The sequence below is a fragment of the Pseudomonas sp. S2_F03 genome (assembly GCF_054668335.1).
Window position 1 is genome coordinate 4,478,768 of the sequence record NZ_CP162759.1, and the last position, 14,399, is coordinate 4,493,166.

Here is a 14,399-nt window from a genome sequence, read left to right on the forward strand (position 1 = left end):
ATTTCAAGTTGCAAACAAACCAGAATTTTTCTATAGGTCAGAGCCTCACGGCTCTGGCCTTGTTTTGTTGTTCCCGGAACAAAAATACCGGCGTATTGTTCCCGGTGTTCCTTGCTCCATATCGCTTAACCATGCTCGTCGTAACGGGAGCCGTATGTCGATACCACGCTTGAAGTCTTATCTTTCCATGTTTGCCACCGTGTTGGTCCTCGGTCAGGCGGCTGCTGTTCAAGCAGTCGAATTGCCTGATTTCACCCAGCTCGTCGAGCAGGCCTCGCCTGCCGTGGTGAATATCAGTACCACCCAGAAACTGCCGGACCGCAAAGTGTCCGGGCAAATGCCGGACCTTGAAGGCCTGCCACCAGCGCTTCGCGAGTTCTTCGAGCGGGGCATGCCTCAGCCGCGCTCCCCTCGCGGTGATCGCCAGCGTGAGGCGCAGTCTCTGGGATCGGGTTTCATCATCTCGCCTGATGGCTACATTCTGACCAACAACCATGTGATCGCCGATGCCGACGAAATCCTCGTCCGTCTGGCTGATCGCAGTGAGCTGAAGGCCAAACTGGTCGGCACTGATCCGCGCTCCGACGTGGCGCTGCTGAAAATCGAAGGCAAGGACCTTCCGGTTCTTAAACTCGGTAAATCCCAGGACCTGAAAGCCGGTCAGTGGGTTGTCGCCATCGGTTCGCCGTTTGGTTTCGACCACACCGTGACCCAAGGCATCGTCAGCGCCATCGGGCGCAGCCTGCCGAACGAAAACTATGTGCCGTTCATCCAGACTGACGTGCCGATCAACCCGGGTAACTCCGGTGGTCCGCTGTTCAACCTGAATGGCGAAGTGGTCGGGATCAACTCGCAGATCTACACCCGCTCCGGGGGCTTCATGGGTGTATCGTTCGCGATCCCTATCGATGTCGCGATGGATGTTTCCAACCAGTTGAAAGACGGCGGCAAAGTCAGCCGGGGCTGGTTGGGTGTGGTGATTCAGGAAGTGAACAAGGACCTGGCCGAGTCGTTTGGTCTAGAGAAACCGGCCGGTGCGCTGGTGGCTCAAATCCAGGACGACGGCCCGGCGGCCAAGGGTGGCCTGCAAGTCGGCGACGTCATTCTGAGCATGAACGGTCAACCGATCATCATGTCGGCCGATCTGCCACACCTGGTGGGCGCGCTGAAAGCAGGCGCCAAGGCTAATCTTGAGGTCATTCGCGAAGGCAAGCGCAAGAACGTCGAGCTGACGGTTGGTGCGATTCCTGACGAAGGCAAAGAGCTGGATTCAATGCCTAAATCGGGCGTTGAAATCAGCAGTAATCGTTTGGGTGTTTCCGTCGCCGAACTGTCCGATGAGCAGAAGAAAACCTACGACCTCAAAGGTGGTGTGGTGATCAAGGAAGTGCAGGAAGGCCCTGCCTCCCTGATTGGCTTGCAATCGGGCGACATCATCACTCACCTGAACAACCAGGCCATCGGCTCCAGTAAGGAGTTCACCGAGATTGCCAAGGCACTGCCGAAGAACCGTTCGGTATCGATGCGGGTTCTGCGTCAAGGTCGTGCCAGCTTCATCACCTTCAAACTGGCTGAATAAACCGGTTGTCGGCTGAATAAAAAACCGCCTCGAAAGAGGCGGTTTTTTTGTGCCTGGATTTTGCTGAGCGTCAGCCCATCATGTCCTTGATCATGCGCTCCTGTTCCATCAGCTCGCGTTGACGTGCATCGATACGCGAAGAAAGCGGGAAGTTGCTGCCGGCCTTACGCTTGGCGAAATCGAGCTGTTGAATGGCCTGGCGATAGTCGCCAACCAGCGCAAAGTATTCTGCACGAGCCTGATGCAAGCCGATGATGTTGCCCGACAGGCCGCGAGTCTCCGCCACCTGATACCAAACATCCGGATCGTCCGGACGCGACTTGAGCAGGCCTTCCAGGGCCTTCTCAGCATCGGCGGTGCGGTTCTGTTTCAGTAGCAAATCGACACGTATCTGATTCAGCGGGTAGTTGCCGGGGTATTGCGTGAGCATCCGCTCGACGCGTGATTGAGCGTCGGGCAGTCGATTGTTGGTGATGTCCAAATCGACCTGCGCCAGATTGTAGATGATCTCATTCGGTGATTTTGCCAGTAGCAGCTTGAGGTTCTCCCGAGCTTCATTGAGCTGGCCACCCTTGATTTGTGCGATCGCCAAACCGTAGCGCGCGACATCGTTTTTCGGGTTTTCCTCAAGCAAGGCACGGAAGCGCTTGGCGCCCAGGCCAGGGGTTTCTTCATAAATCAACTGGACCCGCGCACGAATCAGCTGATAACGCATCGTGTCTTCAATGCCGCCCTGTGGGGCTTGTTCGGCACGGTTGCGGGTGTCGGCGATCCGCGATTCGGTAACCGGGTGAGTCAGCAGAAATTCTGGTGGCTTGGCGTCATAGCGGTATTGGCGCCCCAGGCGCTCGAACATGCTCGGCATTGAGCGTGGGTCGTAACCGGCTTTTTCCAGATTGAGGATACCGATCCGGTCGGCTTCCTGTTCATTCTGACGCGAGAAACGCCGCTGTTCCTGAATCGCCGCCGCTTGCGTACCGGCAATGGTCGCAATCCCCGCATCGCCAGCACCGGCCGCCGCAATCACGATCCCGGCCAGCAGGGCGGCCATCATCGGCACCTGCATACGCTTTTGGGCTTCAACGCCACGGGCAAAGTGGCGTTGCGACAAGTGAGCCAATTCGTGAGCCAGTACTGACGCGTATTCGCCCTCGGTCTGCGCATTGAGGAACAAGCCGCCATTGACCCCGACAATCCCGCCGGGCGCCGCGAAGGCGTTGAGCTGTGGACTGTTGATCAGGATGAACTCCAGGCGCCGGTCATTGACCTGGCTGGTTTCCACCAGTCGGTAAACGCTGGATTCGACGTAATCCTTGAGTTGTGGGTCGTTGAGCTGCGCGACCTGGCTGCGCAACAGCGCCAGCCAGGCACGGCCCAACTGATATTCCTGTTGCGGCGAGACGATGGCAGAACTGGCGTCGCCGAGTGACGGCAGGTCGTCGGCAAAGCCCGGTGAGGCGAGCAGGCAAGCGAGCGTCAGCAGGGTAGGGCGCAAAAAAGTCATGCACAAAGCCTTAGTCGACAAAGACCTTACTGTAGCCGGACACTTGGCTTGCGACCAGATATTCTAGGCAACTCAACCACCAGACCCGGAGTGAAGCAATGACTGACACAGTAGCCCATGACGCCGAACTGGACGCCAGCGGCCTGAATTGTCCATTGCCGCTGCTCAAGGCCAAGATGGAGCTCAATCGCCTGGCCAGCGGCGCGGTGCTCAAGGTCATCGCCACGGATGCAGGTTCTCAGCGCGATTTTCGCACCTTTGCCCGATTGGCCGGTCATACGCTGCTTCGCGAAGAAGATGAGGCGGGTGTTTACCGCTACTGGTTAAAAAAAGCCTGAAACCGGCTGCGTTCGTTTCTAGGGAATATCGATGTTCAAGGTGTTACGCGACTGGATTCAGCGCTACTTTTCCGATGAAGAAGCCGTGGTGCTGGCCGTGCTGCTGGTTCTGGCATTCACGGCGGTCCTCACTTTGGGTGGCATGCTCGCGCCGGTGCTCGCCGGGATGGTGCTGTCGTATCTCATGCAAGGTCTGGTGGTCACCCTCGAACGTCTGCGTATACCCGGCGCCGTGGCGGTGGGGCTGGTCTTTGCGCTGTTCATGGGGGTGTTGCTGGTTTTCATTGTTGTCGTCGTGCCGCTGCTCTGGCATCAACTGATCACGCTGTTCAACGAGTTGCCCGGCATGCTCGTCAGAGTGGCAGTCGCTGTTATTGCTGCTACCCGAGCGCTATCCGCATCTGGTGTCCGATGAGCAGGTGTTGCGGGCCATTGAAGTGGCGCGCGGCGAAATCGGCAAATTCGGCCAGTGGGCGCTGACGTTCTCTCTGTCGAGTTTGCCGCTGCTGGTCAACATCATGATCTACCTCGTCCTGGTGCCGATCCTGGTGTTCTTCTTCTTGAAGGACCGGGAGATGATCGGCCAGTGGGTGCGGGGCTACCTGCCCCGTGAACGGGCGCTGATCACCCGCGTCGCTCACGAAATGAACCGGCAAATCGCCAATTACATTCGCGGCAAGGTCATCGAGATTTTCATTTGCGGGGGCGTGACCTACATCGGTTTTGTGGTTCTTGGGCTGAACTACGCAGCGCTGTTGGCCTTGTTGGTGGGCGTGTCGGTGGTGGTGCCGTACGTCGGTGCCGTGGTGGTGACCGTGCCGGTCATGCTGATTGCCCTGTTCCAGTGGGGCTGGAGTGATCCAGTTCATCTACTTGATGGCGGTCTACGGGATTATCCAGACGCTGGACGGCAACGTGCTGGTGCCGTTGCTGTTTTCGGAAGCGGTCAACCTGCACCCGGTTGCAATCATTTGTGCGGTGCTGTTGTTTGGTGGGTTGTGGGGGTTTTGGGGTGTGTTCTTCGCGATTCCGCTGGCGACGCTGTTCAAAGCCGTGCTGGATGCGTGGCCACGCAAAGAGCCGGAAGTGGCGCCGCTGCTTTAATTCTTTAGTGAGGCTGATGGCCTCTTCGCGAGCAAGCCCGCTCCCACACTTGATCGTATTCCTTCAGGAAAAACTCGGTCTAATGTGGGAGCGGGCTTGCTCGCGAAGGCGTCCGAAAAGACTTCGAAGAAATCAGGCCTTGTTCAGGGCCTGAGCAGCAGCCAACACCGCATCCACATGCCCCGGCACCTTCACGCCGCGCCATTCCTGACGCAGCACGCCGTCCTTGTCGATCAGGAACGTGCTGCGATCAACGCCCATGTACTCCTTGCCATACAGCTTTTTCAGTTTGATCACGTCAAACAGTTGGCAAAGCGCTTCTTCCTTGTCGCTGATCAGCTCGAAGGTGAACGCCTGCTTGGCCTTGAAGTTTTCATGGGATTTGAGGCTGTCACGCGACACACCGAACACTTCGGTGTTGGCCGTTTTGAACGCTTCAAGCTGATCGCGAAAGCCCTGGCCTTCAGTGGTGCAACCCGGCGTGCTGTCCTTCGGATAGAAGTAAATCACCACCTGCTTGCCTTTCAGGCCCGCGAGGCTGACGGTCTGCCCATTGGTGGCGGGTGCTTCGAAGTCGGCAACCGGTTGGTCGATGGCAACGGCCATGAAAGCTTCCTTACATTGGGTTTGTGGGCGCCACGGCTCGATCAGGGCATCCAGGTTCAGCGCGTCGGCGAAATCCAGGAACTGATCGCGCAGCCAGCTGATCTGCACGCCGGCCGGCAAGGTTACGGTAAACGTGGCGTTGAGCATGGTGCCACCGGTTTGCGGTGCCTGGTACGTGTCACAGGTCAGGTTTTCCAGCTCGACGTTGTGGTCCATGAAGAACTGGCACAGCTCGTTAATGATGTCCGAGCGATAGGCCGAGCTGACATAAGCCACGTAAGGCAAGGCCTGAGGACGGTTCTCCAGGGCAGCGCTGCGCACCACGTTGACGGTGAACGCATGCTTTTTGGAGAGGCTCGGCAAACTGCCTTCCAGGCGTGCCAGGGCGTCCCAGCTACCGGAGATCTCGAGGATCAACGCACTGCACTCGCCATGACGGGTCAGGCGGGACGTGACTACGGCGCAGCGGTTTTCATGGCTGGCGCGGCACAGGACGTTAGTCAGCTCCATGGGGTTGGCGCCGAGGGCACTGATGACAAGGAATTGTTCGCGAACTGTGGGGGTGGACATGCAGCATTCCTAAAGCGATGAGCGGTCGATACGTCCAAGAGGGTTTTTACCGGGAACGAGCCTGCGGATGCGAATTCAAAAGGCCCGGGCCCAAGGTTGCAATATGCTCCAGTGTGGCAGGAGCGCGGGGCGGCAACGCTGGATCAGGGCTTGTGATGTCGTAACTGGAGGCTGGAATCTGGCGTACGACCTTAGTCAGTACCGATCAAAGTCTGAAGGGTAGCGAAAAGCAACGCCAAGGGGAATGGCGGCAGCGCAGTACTTTGCTTGTGCAAGCATCTTGGCGCCAGTACCATTACGGCTCTCTTTTTCCGGCAGGAGCGGTTTCATGATTGCGGGCAGTATGGTGGCACTGGTCACACCCATGGATGCACAAGGGCGTCTTGACTGGGACAGCCTCAGCAAACTCGTGGACTTCCACCTTGAAAACGGCACTCATGCCATTGTCGCGGTCGGTACGACCGGCGAGTCGGCAACCCTTGATGTCGATGAACACATCGCTGTCATCAAGGCAGTGGTCAAGCAGGTCAACGGTCGCATTCCGGTTATCGCCGGCACCGGCGCCAATTCGACCCGCGAAGCCGTCGAACTGACCCGCAATGCCAAAGAAGCCGGCGCCGACGCCTGCCTGCTGGTCGTTCCGTACTACAACAAGCCGACCCAGGAAGGCTTGTACCTGCACTTCAAGCACATCGCTGAAGCGGTCGACATTCCACAGATCCTCTATAACGTTCCAGGCCGCACCTCCTGCGACATGCAGGCCGAGACCGTGATTCGCCTGTCTACCGTGCCGAATATCATTGGTATCAAGGAAGCCACCGGCGACCTGAAGCGTGCCAAGGCAATCCTTGATGGCGTGAGCAAGGACTTCATCGTGCTGTCCGGCGATGATCCGACTGCTGTCGAGCTGATCCTGATGGGCGGCAAGGGCAACATCTCCGTCACCGCCAACGTCGCACCGCGCGAAATGGCCGACCTGTGCGAGGCCGCGCTCAAGGGCGACGCCGAAACCGCACGGGCTATCAACGAAAAATTGATGCCGCTGCACAAGGACCTGTTCATTGAAGCCAACCCGATTCCGGTGAAGTGGGCTTTGGTGGAGATGGGCCTGATGCACGAAGGCATTCGCCTGCCGCTGACCTGGCTGAGCGCACCTTGTCATGAAACGCTTCGCACGGCCCTGCGCCAGTGCAGCGTCCTGGTTTAATTGAGGAAGTACAACGCATGAAGCGAATGGCCGGACTTTCCGCACTTGCCTTGATTATCTCCAGCACCAGTGGCTGTGGATGGGTCTGGGGCCCGGAAGGTTATTTCCGTGACCGTGGTAGCGATTACCTGGAAGCGCAACAGACTGCACCAATGCAATTGCCACCGAATATCACCGACGCCAAACGCTTGGATCCGCTGCTGCCGATCCCGCGTAACGTGGCCGATGACACCGTCAAGGGCGAATACATCGTTCCTCGTCCGCAGCCGTTGTCGGCGCTCGGCCGATGCCAGTGCCTACTCCCTGCAGAAAGTCGGCGATTCGCGTTCGATCCTGGCGCAGAACCCTCCGGCCGAAGCCTGGCCAGTGGCGGTGCAGTTCTTCCAGGACAACGGTTTCCGTCTGGATGAACAAAAGCCACAAACCGGCGAATTCACCACGACCTGGCAGCATGCCGACGAACTGTCTGCAGCGATGGCTAAACGCCTGAGTGCAGCCGGCGTCAGCACCGACAGCGAAACCCGCGTGCGAGTGCGGATCGAGCCGGGCGTGCAGCGCAACACCAGTGAAATCTACGTGGTCAGCGCGGAGCGTCCTGCCGGCAGCACCGCCGATGTGGACTTCACCAACCGTTCGGTCAACACCGGCCTGGACGCAGCACTGGTCGACGACATGCTCGCGAGCATGAGCCGCATTTCGGAGAAGGGCGGTTCGGTCTCGATGCTGGCTTCGCGTGATTTCGATACACCAAGTCGCGTCAGCTTGAGCGAAGACGGCAGCGGTAACCCGGTGCTGAACGTCGGCAAAGACCTGGATCGTGCCTGGTCGAGCGTCGGTCGTGCGCTGGAACAGGGCGAGTGGCGTGTTGAAGACATCAACCGCAGCCTGGGCCTGTACTACATCAACCTGTCCGAGAAAGCCGATAAGAAAGACGAGAAGCCCGGTTTCTTCGCCAGCCTGTTCGGCAGCGCGCCGAGCAAGGAAGAAGTTGAAGCCCGTGCCGAGCGTTATCAGGTTCGCCTGAGCAAGGTCGGTGAAAACGTCCAGGTCACCGTCGAGAAAAACATCAACACCGTGGCGCCGGCAGACGTGGCGCGTAAAGTGTTGAGTGAGATTCAGGACAAACTGGGCTGATCACATGCGTTTTGCCGTTCTCGGCAGCGGTAGCCAAGGGAACGGCACGCTGGTAGCCAGCGATGACACGTACGTGCTGGTGGATTGTGGTTTTTCCTTGAGAGAAACCGAAAAACGCCTGCTGCGCCTGGGTGTGAATCCGGCGCAGTTGAGCGCGATACTCGTGACCCACGAACATGCCGACCACGTGCATGGCGTGGGTTTGCTGTCTCGGCGCTACAATCTGCCTGTCTACCTCAGTCGCGGGACCCTGCGCGGGATGCGCAAACCAATTGAACCGGCTGGCCTTCTGGCTGGCGGCGAGCAACTGCAGATCGGCGCACTGAGCATCGGCGTCATTGCCGTGGCCCACGATGCACAGGAACCGACGCAATACGTCTTCAGTGACGGTGAGCGGCGCTTCGGCCTGTTGACCGACCTGGGCTCGTATTGCAACAAGGTGCTGGACGGCTATCGTGACCTCGATGCGTTGATGATCGAGTCCAACCATTGCCGTGACATGCTGGCTCGCGGTCACTACCCGTACTTCCTCAAGCAGCGGGTGGGCGGTGAACTGGGACATTTGAACAACCATCAGGCGGCATTCCTGGTGGCCGAGTTGGGCTGGCAAGGCCTGCAACACCTGGTCCTGGCCCATCTGAGCAGCAAGAACAACCTGCCGCAGCTGGCCCGGCAATGTTTTGTCGACACCCTCGGGTGCGATCCGGACTGGCTGCAACTGGCCGATCAAGATTCAGGGCTCGACTGGCGACACATCGCCTAGCCCACCTACTTAGCAAGCGGAGCCCATCATGGAAAAACGTGAAGAACTCTACCGCGGCAAAGCCAAATCGGTTTACAAGACCGACGACGCTAACCGCTTGATCCTGCTGTTTCGCAACGACACCTCGGCGTTCGACGGCAAGCGCATCGAGCAGCTCGACCGCAAAGGTATGGTGAACAACAAGTTCAACGCCTTCATCATGCAGAAACTCGAAGCCGCCGGCGTGCCGACCCAGTTCGACAAACTGCTGGGCGACAATGAGTGCCTGGTGAAAAAACTCGACATGATCCCGGTCGAGTGCGTCGTGCGTAACTACGCCGCCGGCAGCCTGGTCAAGCGCCTGGGCGTCGAAGAGGGCATGAAGCTCAACCCTTACACCTTCGAACTGTTCCTGAAGGACGACGCCAAGGGCGACCCGTTCATCAACGAATCCCACGTTGTGGCTTTCGGTTGGGGCACCGCCGAGCAACTGGTTCGCATGAAAGAACTGTCGCTCAAGGTCAACGAAGTCCTGAGCAAACTGTTCGACGACGCCGGCCTGCTGCTGGTCGACTTCAAACTCGAATTCGGCGTGTTCCACGACGGCTCCATCGTCCTGGGCGACGAATTCAGCCCGGACGGCTGCCGCCTGTGGGACAAGGCCACCGGCAAGAAAATGGACAAGGACCGCTTCCGTCAGGGCCTCGGTGACGTCATCGAAGCCTACGAAGAAGTCGCCAATCGTCTGGGCGTACCGCTTTAATCGACGCAAGCATCTGATAGCACGGAAAAAAATCGCAAAAGGGGTTCGCTTCCGGCGAAAGTGTTGTTATGATGCGCGCCGTTGGAGAGATGCCAGAGTGGCCGAATGGGACGGATTCGAAATCCGTTGTACCTTCACCGGTACCTAGGGTTCGAATCCCTATCTCTCCGCCATACATTGAAAAGCCCCGTAGACTCTGGTCTCGGGGCTTTTTTCATTCTCGGATTCTACGTAGTAATTCTACGTAAAATATCTGCCGCCACAGACCCTCCTGAGCGCTCCTGTAGCGCCTTTCTCTATTGTCCGTACCCGTCGCCCAACAGATTTCCCTTAGCGTCCCCGTAGAGCTGTAGAGCGTCGTTTCGCCATCGCATCAGGCGCACTAGAGGGGCTCAATGATGTGACATGGGAGACGCCTGTGCAGCTCGTGCCGACCAAGGTGGGATAGGGTCATACACATCTTGTTACACATGTTTTAAGAGTTGGCACAAATTTTGTGACAAGTTTGAATTCATCGTTTACAATGGTAGTGAATAGGACAGTTGACTCTTCTCTGTTCGGATTCTCAACCCGCAACACCAGCACCAAACCAAATCCAGCAACACCCAACCGGGCCAGCCGCCAAGCTGAGTTCGGTAAAGTCGTTTCCAGAACATCCACATCGAACCTGTGTTGCCATGGAGTTTGGTGTAGTTGTAGGCCGAGGCTCCCACAAGCTTCTCCAGTCGTTCATGCAAGACGATGGCTGATACTTGCAAGATCAGGGTTTGTTACCTCTTATACTGTGACAGGGCAGTCTGATCGAAACTCTGTCAACTGGCCGTTCTTCTCGGAAGGGAAGCTTTTTTCGCATTGTGGCAACTCCGATAGGCCACGAGTTGCACTACTTAAAATTGACGATGAACTTTGCTCCCTTTGTGAGTTGATTGTCATTGCTGCTGCCCTCAGCATTAACTGTAGCGACGGTATGGGCTTAAAACATTTAACGGCGTAACAACTTCGGCCAGAGCCTAAAAATTCTGGCCACTTTTTCGTGCTCAGTTATCCGCGTAACAACACATACCCAGTATCTAAGACCAAGGAGCCAATATGGCAAGAGTCACCGTTACCTACCAGCCCTGCGCTGTGTGTAGTACCAAGTTTCCAGTAAGACCCCAAGCACCACATGCGAAGTTCTGCTCTACCAAGTGCAGAATGCAGCATCACCGCCAAGAGAAACAAACCGTAGTACCTACAATAATGAAAGAGGAAACACCGTTAATGAAAACATCGCAATTGTTCCAACCAGATGCCGCGCATCTAAAACGCCTACAAGAAATCGAAGTGGGCTTCTACAACACCCGTACACAATGCAACATCCAAGGTCGTGAGCAATCAGGCTTGATGGAGACTTTCGAAGTGCAAGGACTACAACAGGCTCTCGACAGATACGTTGAACTTGTTGGTCTTGGATATACAGCAACCGGCGAGATTACTCATCTCCCGAAACTGGTAGCATCGCCCACCATTGATTTCGTGATTCTCTCATTGAAACGTCCAGCCGCCGAAGTTGAAAAGGATATCGCCAAAATCCTGGCCCAAGTGGAGTTTGATTATCTTGCCCGTTTGGAAGCTGAGAAATCCGCTGCTGTAGCGAAGGAAGTGCAACTGTTGCTCGACCGTGAACGCGGTAAACGTAAACAAGCTGAGCAAGAGGCTCAGGCAGCGAAAGAGCAAGAAGAGTATGACCGTGTACACTCCGAAGTATTGCATGCCCTTGATCTTGGAGAACAACAATGACCGATAAAATCAATCCAAGCACTCTGTCAGGTACGGAGTTGCTACTAAGACAAAAGCGCCGTCCAGATACACTTGTCACGGAGCCTCTACAAGCTCCTGTAGAGGCCGTAACTAAACAAGTGCAAGCAGAAGATGAAGAAGCCTCCGAAGAGGCTGTAAGCGCATTCAAGGCCGCCATAGAATTACTTGAAGCTAAGGAGCACGCCCGTAAGATTGTTGAGGCAGTTAAACAAGCCAATTTGAACAAAGGAAAACAATGACAGAGAGCGCTACACCGAAGAATCTGAAAAATGATTCACAGCAATACCACTCCCTAACACTGATGTGTGGTCAACCAAAGATCCGCGACTTTGTTAACGCAATGAAGCAACACCTTCACAAGTATCACGGCCACCGTGTCAGCTTTAGCTACCGTTGGTGCCGACACGAAGACGGTAGTCTGTATTTCGCTTTGTCAGGCTCTCGCAGTGTTCAAGATGTATTCGCCGCATACTTGGATAACAACCACGGCGACTACTACAGTAGTGCAACCGTTACGCAGTACGGACGTAACACAATTAAATTCACTCGTGCTTTCGATAAGTTGTTTGCAATGAAATATGGCCGTTCCGCTCGTGGAGAAATCAAATGACTGATATCCATGAGAAGATAGCTATCTTGACGGGCACACTAAACTTTATCGCCGACCTAGGCGGATTGACGAAATTCGCAGTAATGGTGAGGGCGGCAGACCGATGCGGAAATTGGACAGTATCCGTCCCTCGCGGGCCTTAACACCTACGATGTACGCTAATATTCTTTGTGCAAATGGTTCTATGTTCTGTTCGTAAGATGCTCCTCAATCTGGGCCACAAGATGTGTGCATTGTCTTACTAGGGTGATAATTTCATCTTCATTAATTTGATGCTGGTTTCCATCTTTGTCGAAGCCGTTTCTGTGTATGCAGTCATGCCGAATTAATATGGCTTTGAAAAGCCAACCAACATTGCCAAAATCAATTTCCAGAACCGATCTGTACATGGGTTTTATTTTTTTAATGTCGTGAAAAATTAAATCCTTGAGATGCTGTGCAACCAGACGTTTCAAATCTGCCCATTGAGTGAAAATTTCTTTGAGTGAAAACTGCCTTTTGCGAGATCAGGATCGGTTTCCACTAATCGCCTAATATAATCGTCTGAATTTTCTGAATTTATTACGGTGGAGATGAAGCTGCTAGATAGGTACGCTTCGATCGCAGTAACGACTTGGGCGAATAACATATTATTTAAAGTTGCTTTTACTTCTGCGGGGTGCGAGTGTCTGAGAAGAGATATAACATCGGTTGATACTTTTTGATATATCTCAAGCTGATGAGTGCTTTCAATTTCCGCATTTATTTCTGAAAGGTCAGTATTTATTCTGTTTTCATAGTGCAGGTCAAGAACGTGTCCTAGGATTACATCTGTTTCCGACACTTTTGAAACTATTTGAATGTCGTAGTCTTTTCCACAATCTGTGCAAATGATCGTATGCCAGTATTCGCGTGAGCTTTCTTCATCTGTGATTGCAGTATAGTCTGGCCCCTCATGCGGTAATGTTTCATCTAGAAAGCCACCGCAAGCACAAGTAAAGGTAATATCTAATTCCATGAAGTACTAGTCTCGATAGAAGTGAAAATGCATCCAGTGGTATTTTGCGCTCTTTTAGCAAAAGTTGGAACTGGGGCAGCTGTGAAACCCTTAAAGATTCGCTTTGTTCATCATGCTTTATAGCTACTTATGACCCTAAACAGCTTGAAAAAGAGGATGAAGTCGGGGTATGGTCGCCACCTTCTCAAGCAATTCGCACCGAACGTATCTCGATCCTACCTAGTGTGGTGTTAGGCGGCGGTTTTCGTTCGTGTTGGATTTGATCCTAGCGAGTGCGCTGGATATCTCACAGGGGGGCGTTTCCCCTATGTGCAAGGGGGGGGGGATCCACTATGTACACGGTGGAAATTCCACTGCTAATAAGACTGATAATAATAAAACTGAAAGCAGTAAGACTGAATGCTGTGTGAGTTCGCTCACTGCGTTCGCTGCACCGAGTGCACCCTCTGGGTTTTCTTGCCCCTACAAAGCAGAAGAACTTTTCTGTTCTGTGTAAGGAATGGTGATTGATCGTGCAAGGATCATAAATCAGCGGTGTACACACCCTATAGAAGATGTATTGAGTTCACAGGCCATCTTGGCCCTTGTGAGATTTTACCGTGCAAGGAGAGTTGAAATGAATATTCAATTTCGTCAACACAGTCGTGAATGGTTAAAGGCCGGTAACGGCAATGGTGGCCCTAGTGCAGCAGCTCGTGTTGCACAGATGATTGAGATGATTGCCCTCTACCGAACTGGGGCAATGGAAGAATCCAAGTTCCTAGAACAAATGAAAAACCTATAATCGAAAATACGAGGAATACGATGACCGAACAATTTTGCCAATTCACACATGAAATGATGCGTGCTACACACTGGATCAGTAAGACAACTGGTGAGCATTTAAAACTCAGTGCTGTTCAGAAAATTATCTGGGTGCAGATGATTGATCGTTACAATTTTTTCCGCTTGCTAGGTAAGGAGTGGTTTGACTCGCAGGAAGATATTGCCTTTGCCACTGGATGCGATGTTAGTACCGTGAAGGCATTCATCAGACTGTTGGTTAAGCATGGTTATATTACGGTTAAACGAAAGAGGCTCCGTGGCTTTGTAAGCTCGAATAGTTACAAGATCGTTGCTTCGCTAAAACTACATAATAAGCATGCTTCTGCAAGCGCTCCCGTGCAGTCTTCTAGCGATGTTAAAGCTCCAAGTGGTGCATTAGTAGTCCTTGAGGGTAACGAGGCTGTAATCGCGCCACAGGAGGTAGCTGTACAACTAGTGCCGGTCTTTGAAGATGTTCCGCTAGAGGCGTATATCGACACTCCACACAAGACGCCTGTGATCGTGCGTGAGAGGATCAGAGGGTTCGCTGATACATTGGATGAAGAGATTAAGTGTAGCGTTCCTGTGTTGCCTAGAGGGCTTGTTGATAGCTCTGGCGAAAGTGATCCATGGGGATGATT

Annotated in this window: 12 protein-coding genes, 1 tRNA gene and 3 pseudogenes; 12 read left to right on the top strand and 4 right to left on the bottom strand. The window is 54.4% G+C overall.

Translation table 11 applies throughout. The annotated features are described in order from the left end of the window. Positions 1-154 precede the first annotated feature (154 nt). Positions 155-1,579 carry a DegQ family serine endoprotease gene (locus AB4N76_RS20930; RefSeq protein WP_460163459.1) on the top strand — a complete coding sequence of 475 codons (1,425 nt, stop codon included), beginning with the start codon at positions 155-157 and terminating at the stop codon, positions 1,577-1,579. Between the two features lie 70 nt (positions 1,580-1,649). Here AB4N76_RS20930 and AB4N76_RS20935 read toward each other — a convergent pair whose 3' ends face one another. Continuing rightward, on the bottom strand, positions 1,650-3,083 hold the full coding sequence (locus AB4N76_RS20935) for a M48 family metalloprotease (protein WP_046029514.1): 1,434 nt from the start codon (positions 3,081-3,083) through the stop codon (positions 1,650-1,652). Positions 3,084-3,181: 98 nt separating this feature from the next. On the opposite strand from AB4N76_RS20935, the gene AB4N76_RS20940 reads away from it, so the two are divergent. Both AB4N76_RS20940 and AB4N76_RS20945 read left to right on the top strand, forming a co-directional pair. Continuing rightward, complete coding sequence (locus tag AB4N76_RS20940) at positions 3,182-3,421, top strand: sulfurtransferase TusA family protein (protein ID WP_046029515.1); 240 nt, start codon at positions 3,182-3,184, stop codon at positions 3,419-3,421. A gap of 31 nt (positions 3,422-3,452) precedes the next feature. After that, positions 3,453-4,525 (top strand): annotated as a pseudogene (locus tag AB4N76_RS20945) (AI-2E family transporter). Positions 4,526-4,657: 132 nt separating this feature from the next. Here AB4N76_RS20945 and AB4N76_RS20950 read toward each other — a convergent pair. After that, positions 4,658-5,131 (bottom strand): peroxiredoxin, encoded by a 474-nt coding sequence (locus tag AB4N76_RS20950; protein ID WP_046029517.1) that lies wholly within the window; start codon positions 5,129-5,131, stop codon positions 4,658-4,660. A gap of 21 nt (positions 5,132-5,152) precedes the next feature. Next, positions 5,153-5,701, bottom strand: a pseudogene (locus tag AB4N76_RS20955) (glycine cleavage system transcriptional repressor); the annotation flags it as partial. A gap of 328 nt (positions 5,702-6,029) precedes the next feature. On the opposite strand from AB4N76_RS20955, the gene dapA reads away from it, so the two are divergent. From dapA to AB4N76_RS20990, 7 genes and pseudogenes are all read left to right on the top strand, one after another. Then, positions 6,030-6,908, top strand: a complete 879-nt coding sequence (dapA, locus tag AB4N76_RS20960; RefSeq protein WP_007979774.1) for a 4-hydroxy-tetrahydrodipicolinate synthase — start codon at positions 6,030-6,032, stop codon at positions 6,906-6,908. Positions 6,909-6,925: 17 nt separating this feature from the next. Beyond that, positions 6,926-8,042, top strand: a pseudogene (bamC, locus tag AB4N76_RS20965) (outer membrane protein assembly factor BamC). Positions 8,043-8,046: 4 nt separating this feature from the next. Then, positions 8,047-8,805, top strand: a complete 759-nt coding sequence (locus AB4N76_RS20970) for an MBL fold metallo-hydrolase (protein ID WP_046029535.1) — start codon at positions 8,047-8,049, stop codon at positions 8,803-8,805. A 28-nt stretch (positions 8,806-8,833) separates the two neighbouring features. Continuing rightward, positions 8,834-9,547, top strand: a complete 714-nt coding sequence (gene purC, locus AB4N76_RS20975) for a phosphoribosylaminoimidazolesuccinocarboxamide synthase (protein ID WP_007944067.1) — start codon at positions 8,834-8,836, stop codon at positions 9,545-9,547. An 83-nt stretch (positions 9,548-9,630) separates the two neighbouring features. Then, positions 9,631-9,720, top strand: a tRNA-Ser gene (locus AB4N76_RS20980). A gap of 1,087 nt (positions 9,721-10,807) precedes the next feature. Beyond that, the gene (locus AB4N76_RS20985) at positions 10,808-11,326 is read left to right on the top strand and encodes a hypothetical protein (RefSeq protein ID WP_460163460.1); all 519 of its coding nucleotides are present in this window, start codon (positions 10,808-10,810) and stop codon (positions 11,324-11,326) included. After that, a complete protein-coding gene (locus AB4N76_RS20990; RefSeq protein ID WP_460163461.1) occupies positions 11,323-11,586 on the top strand; it encodes a hypothetical protein in 264 nt (87 codons plus the stop codon). Before AB4N76_RS20985 ends, AB4N76_RS20990 begins: the two co-directional genes overlap by 4 nt. Before the next feature lie 822 nt (positions 11,587-12,408). On the opposite strand, the gene AB4N76_RS20995 is transcribed toward AB4N76_RS20990, so the two are convergent. Continuing rightward, complete coding sequence (locus AB4N76_RS20995) at positions 12,409-12,954, bottom strand: hypothetical protein (protein WP_460163462.1); 546 nt, start codon at positions 12,952-12,954, stop codon at positions 12,409-12,411. A 616-nt stretch (positions 12,955-13,570) separates the two neighbouring features. Here AB4N76_RS20995 and AB4N76_RS21000 point away from each other — a divergent pair. Together AB4N76_RS21000 and AB4N76_RS21005 are read left to right on the top strand one after the other, a co-directional pair. Then, positions 13,571-13,738, top strand: a complete 168-nt coding sequence (locus AB4N76_RS21000) for a hypothetical protein (RefSeq protein WP_408986293.1) — start codon at positions 13,571-13,573, stop codon at positions 13,736-13,738. 20 nt (positions 13,739-13,758) lie between these two features. Beyond that, positions 13,759-14,397, top strand: a complete 639-nt coding sequence (locus tag AB4N76_RS21005; protein WP_460163463.1) for a helix-turn-helix domain-containing protein — start codon at positions 13,759-13,761, stop codon at positions 14,395-14,397. Positions 14,398-14,399: the final 2 nt, after the last annotated feature.

Excerpts from the sequence above, each read along its gene's own strand:
- AB4N76_RS20930 (WP_460163459.1), top strand. The coding sequence starts at position 155 with ATGTCGATACCACGCTTGAAGTCTTATCTTTCCATGTTTGCCACCGTG.
- AB4N76_RS20935 (WP_046029514.1), bottom strand. The coding sequence starts at position 3,083 with ATGACTTTTTTGCGCCCTACCCTGCTGACGCTCGCTTGCCTGCTCGCC.
- AB4N76_RS20940 (WP_046029515.1), top strand. The coding sequence starts at position 3,182 with ATGACTGACACAGTAGCCCATGACGCCGAACTGGACGCCAGCGGCCTG.
- AB4N76_RS20950 (WP_046029517.1), bottom strand. The coding sequence starts at position 5,131 with ATGGCCGTTGCCATCGACCAACCGGTTGCCGACTTCGAAGCACCCGCC.
- dapA (WP_007979774.1), top strand. The coding sequence starts at position 6,030 with ATGATTGCGGGCAGTATGGTGGCACTGGTCACACCCATGGATGCACAA.
- AB4N76_RS20970 (WP_046029535.1), top strand. The coding sequence starts at position 8,047 with ATGCGTTTTGCCGTTCTCGGCAGCGGTAGCCAAGGGAACGGCACGCTG.
- purC (WP_007944067.1), top strand. The coding sequence starts at position 8,834 with ATGGAAAAACGTGAAGAACTCTACCGCGGCAAAGCCAAATCGGTTTAC.
- AB4N76_RS20985 (WP_460163460.1), top strand. The coding sequence starts at position 10,808 with ATGAAAACATCGCAATTGTTCCAACCAGATGCCGCGCATCTAAAACGC.
- AB4N76_RS20990 (WP_460163461.1), top strand. The coding sequence starts at position 11,323 with ATGACCGATAAAATCAATCCAAGCACTCTGTCAGGTACGGAGTTGCTA.
- AB4N76_RS20995 (WP_460163462.1), bottom strand. The coding sequence starts at position 12,954 with ATGGAATTAGATATTACCTTTACTTGTGCTTGCGGTGGCTTTCTAGAT.
- AB4N76_RS21000 (WP_408986293.1), top strand. The coding sequence starts at position 13,571 with ATGAATATTCAATTTCGTCAACACAGTCGTGAATGGTTAAAGGCCGGT.
- AB4N76_RS21005 (WP_460163463.1), top strand. The coding sequence starts at position 13,759 with ATGACCGAACAATTTTGCCAATTCACACATGAAATGATGCGTGCTACA.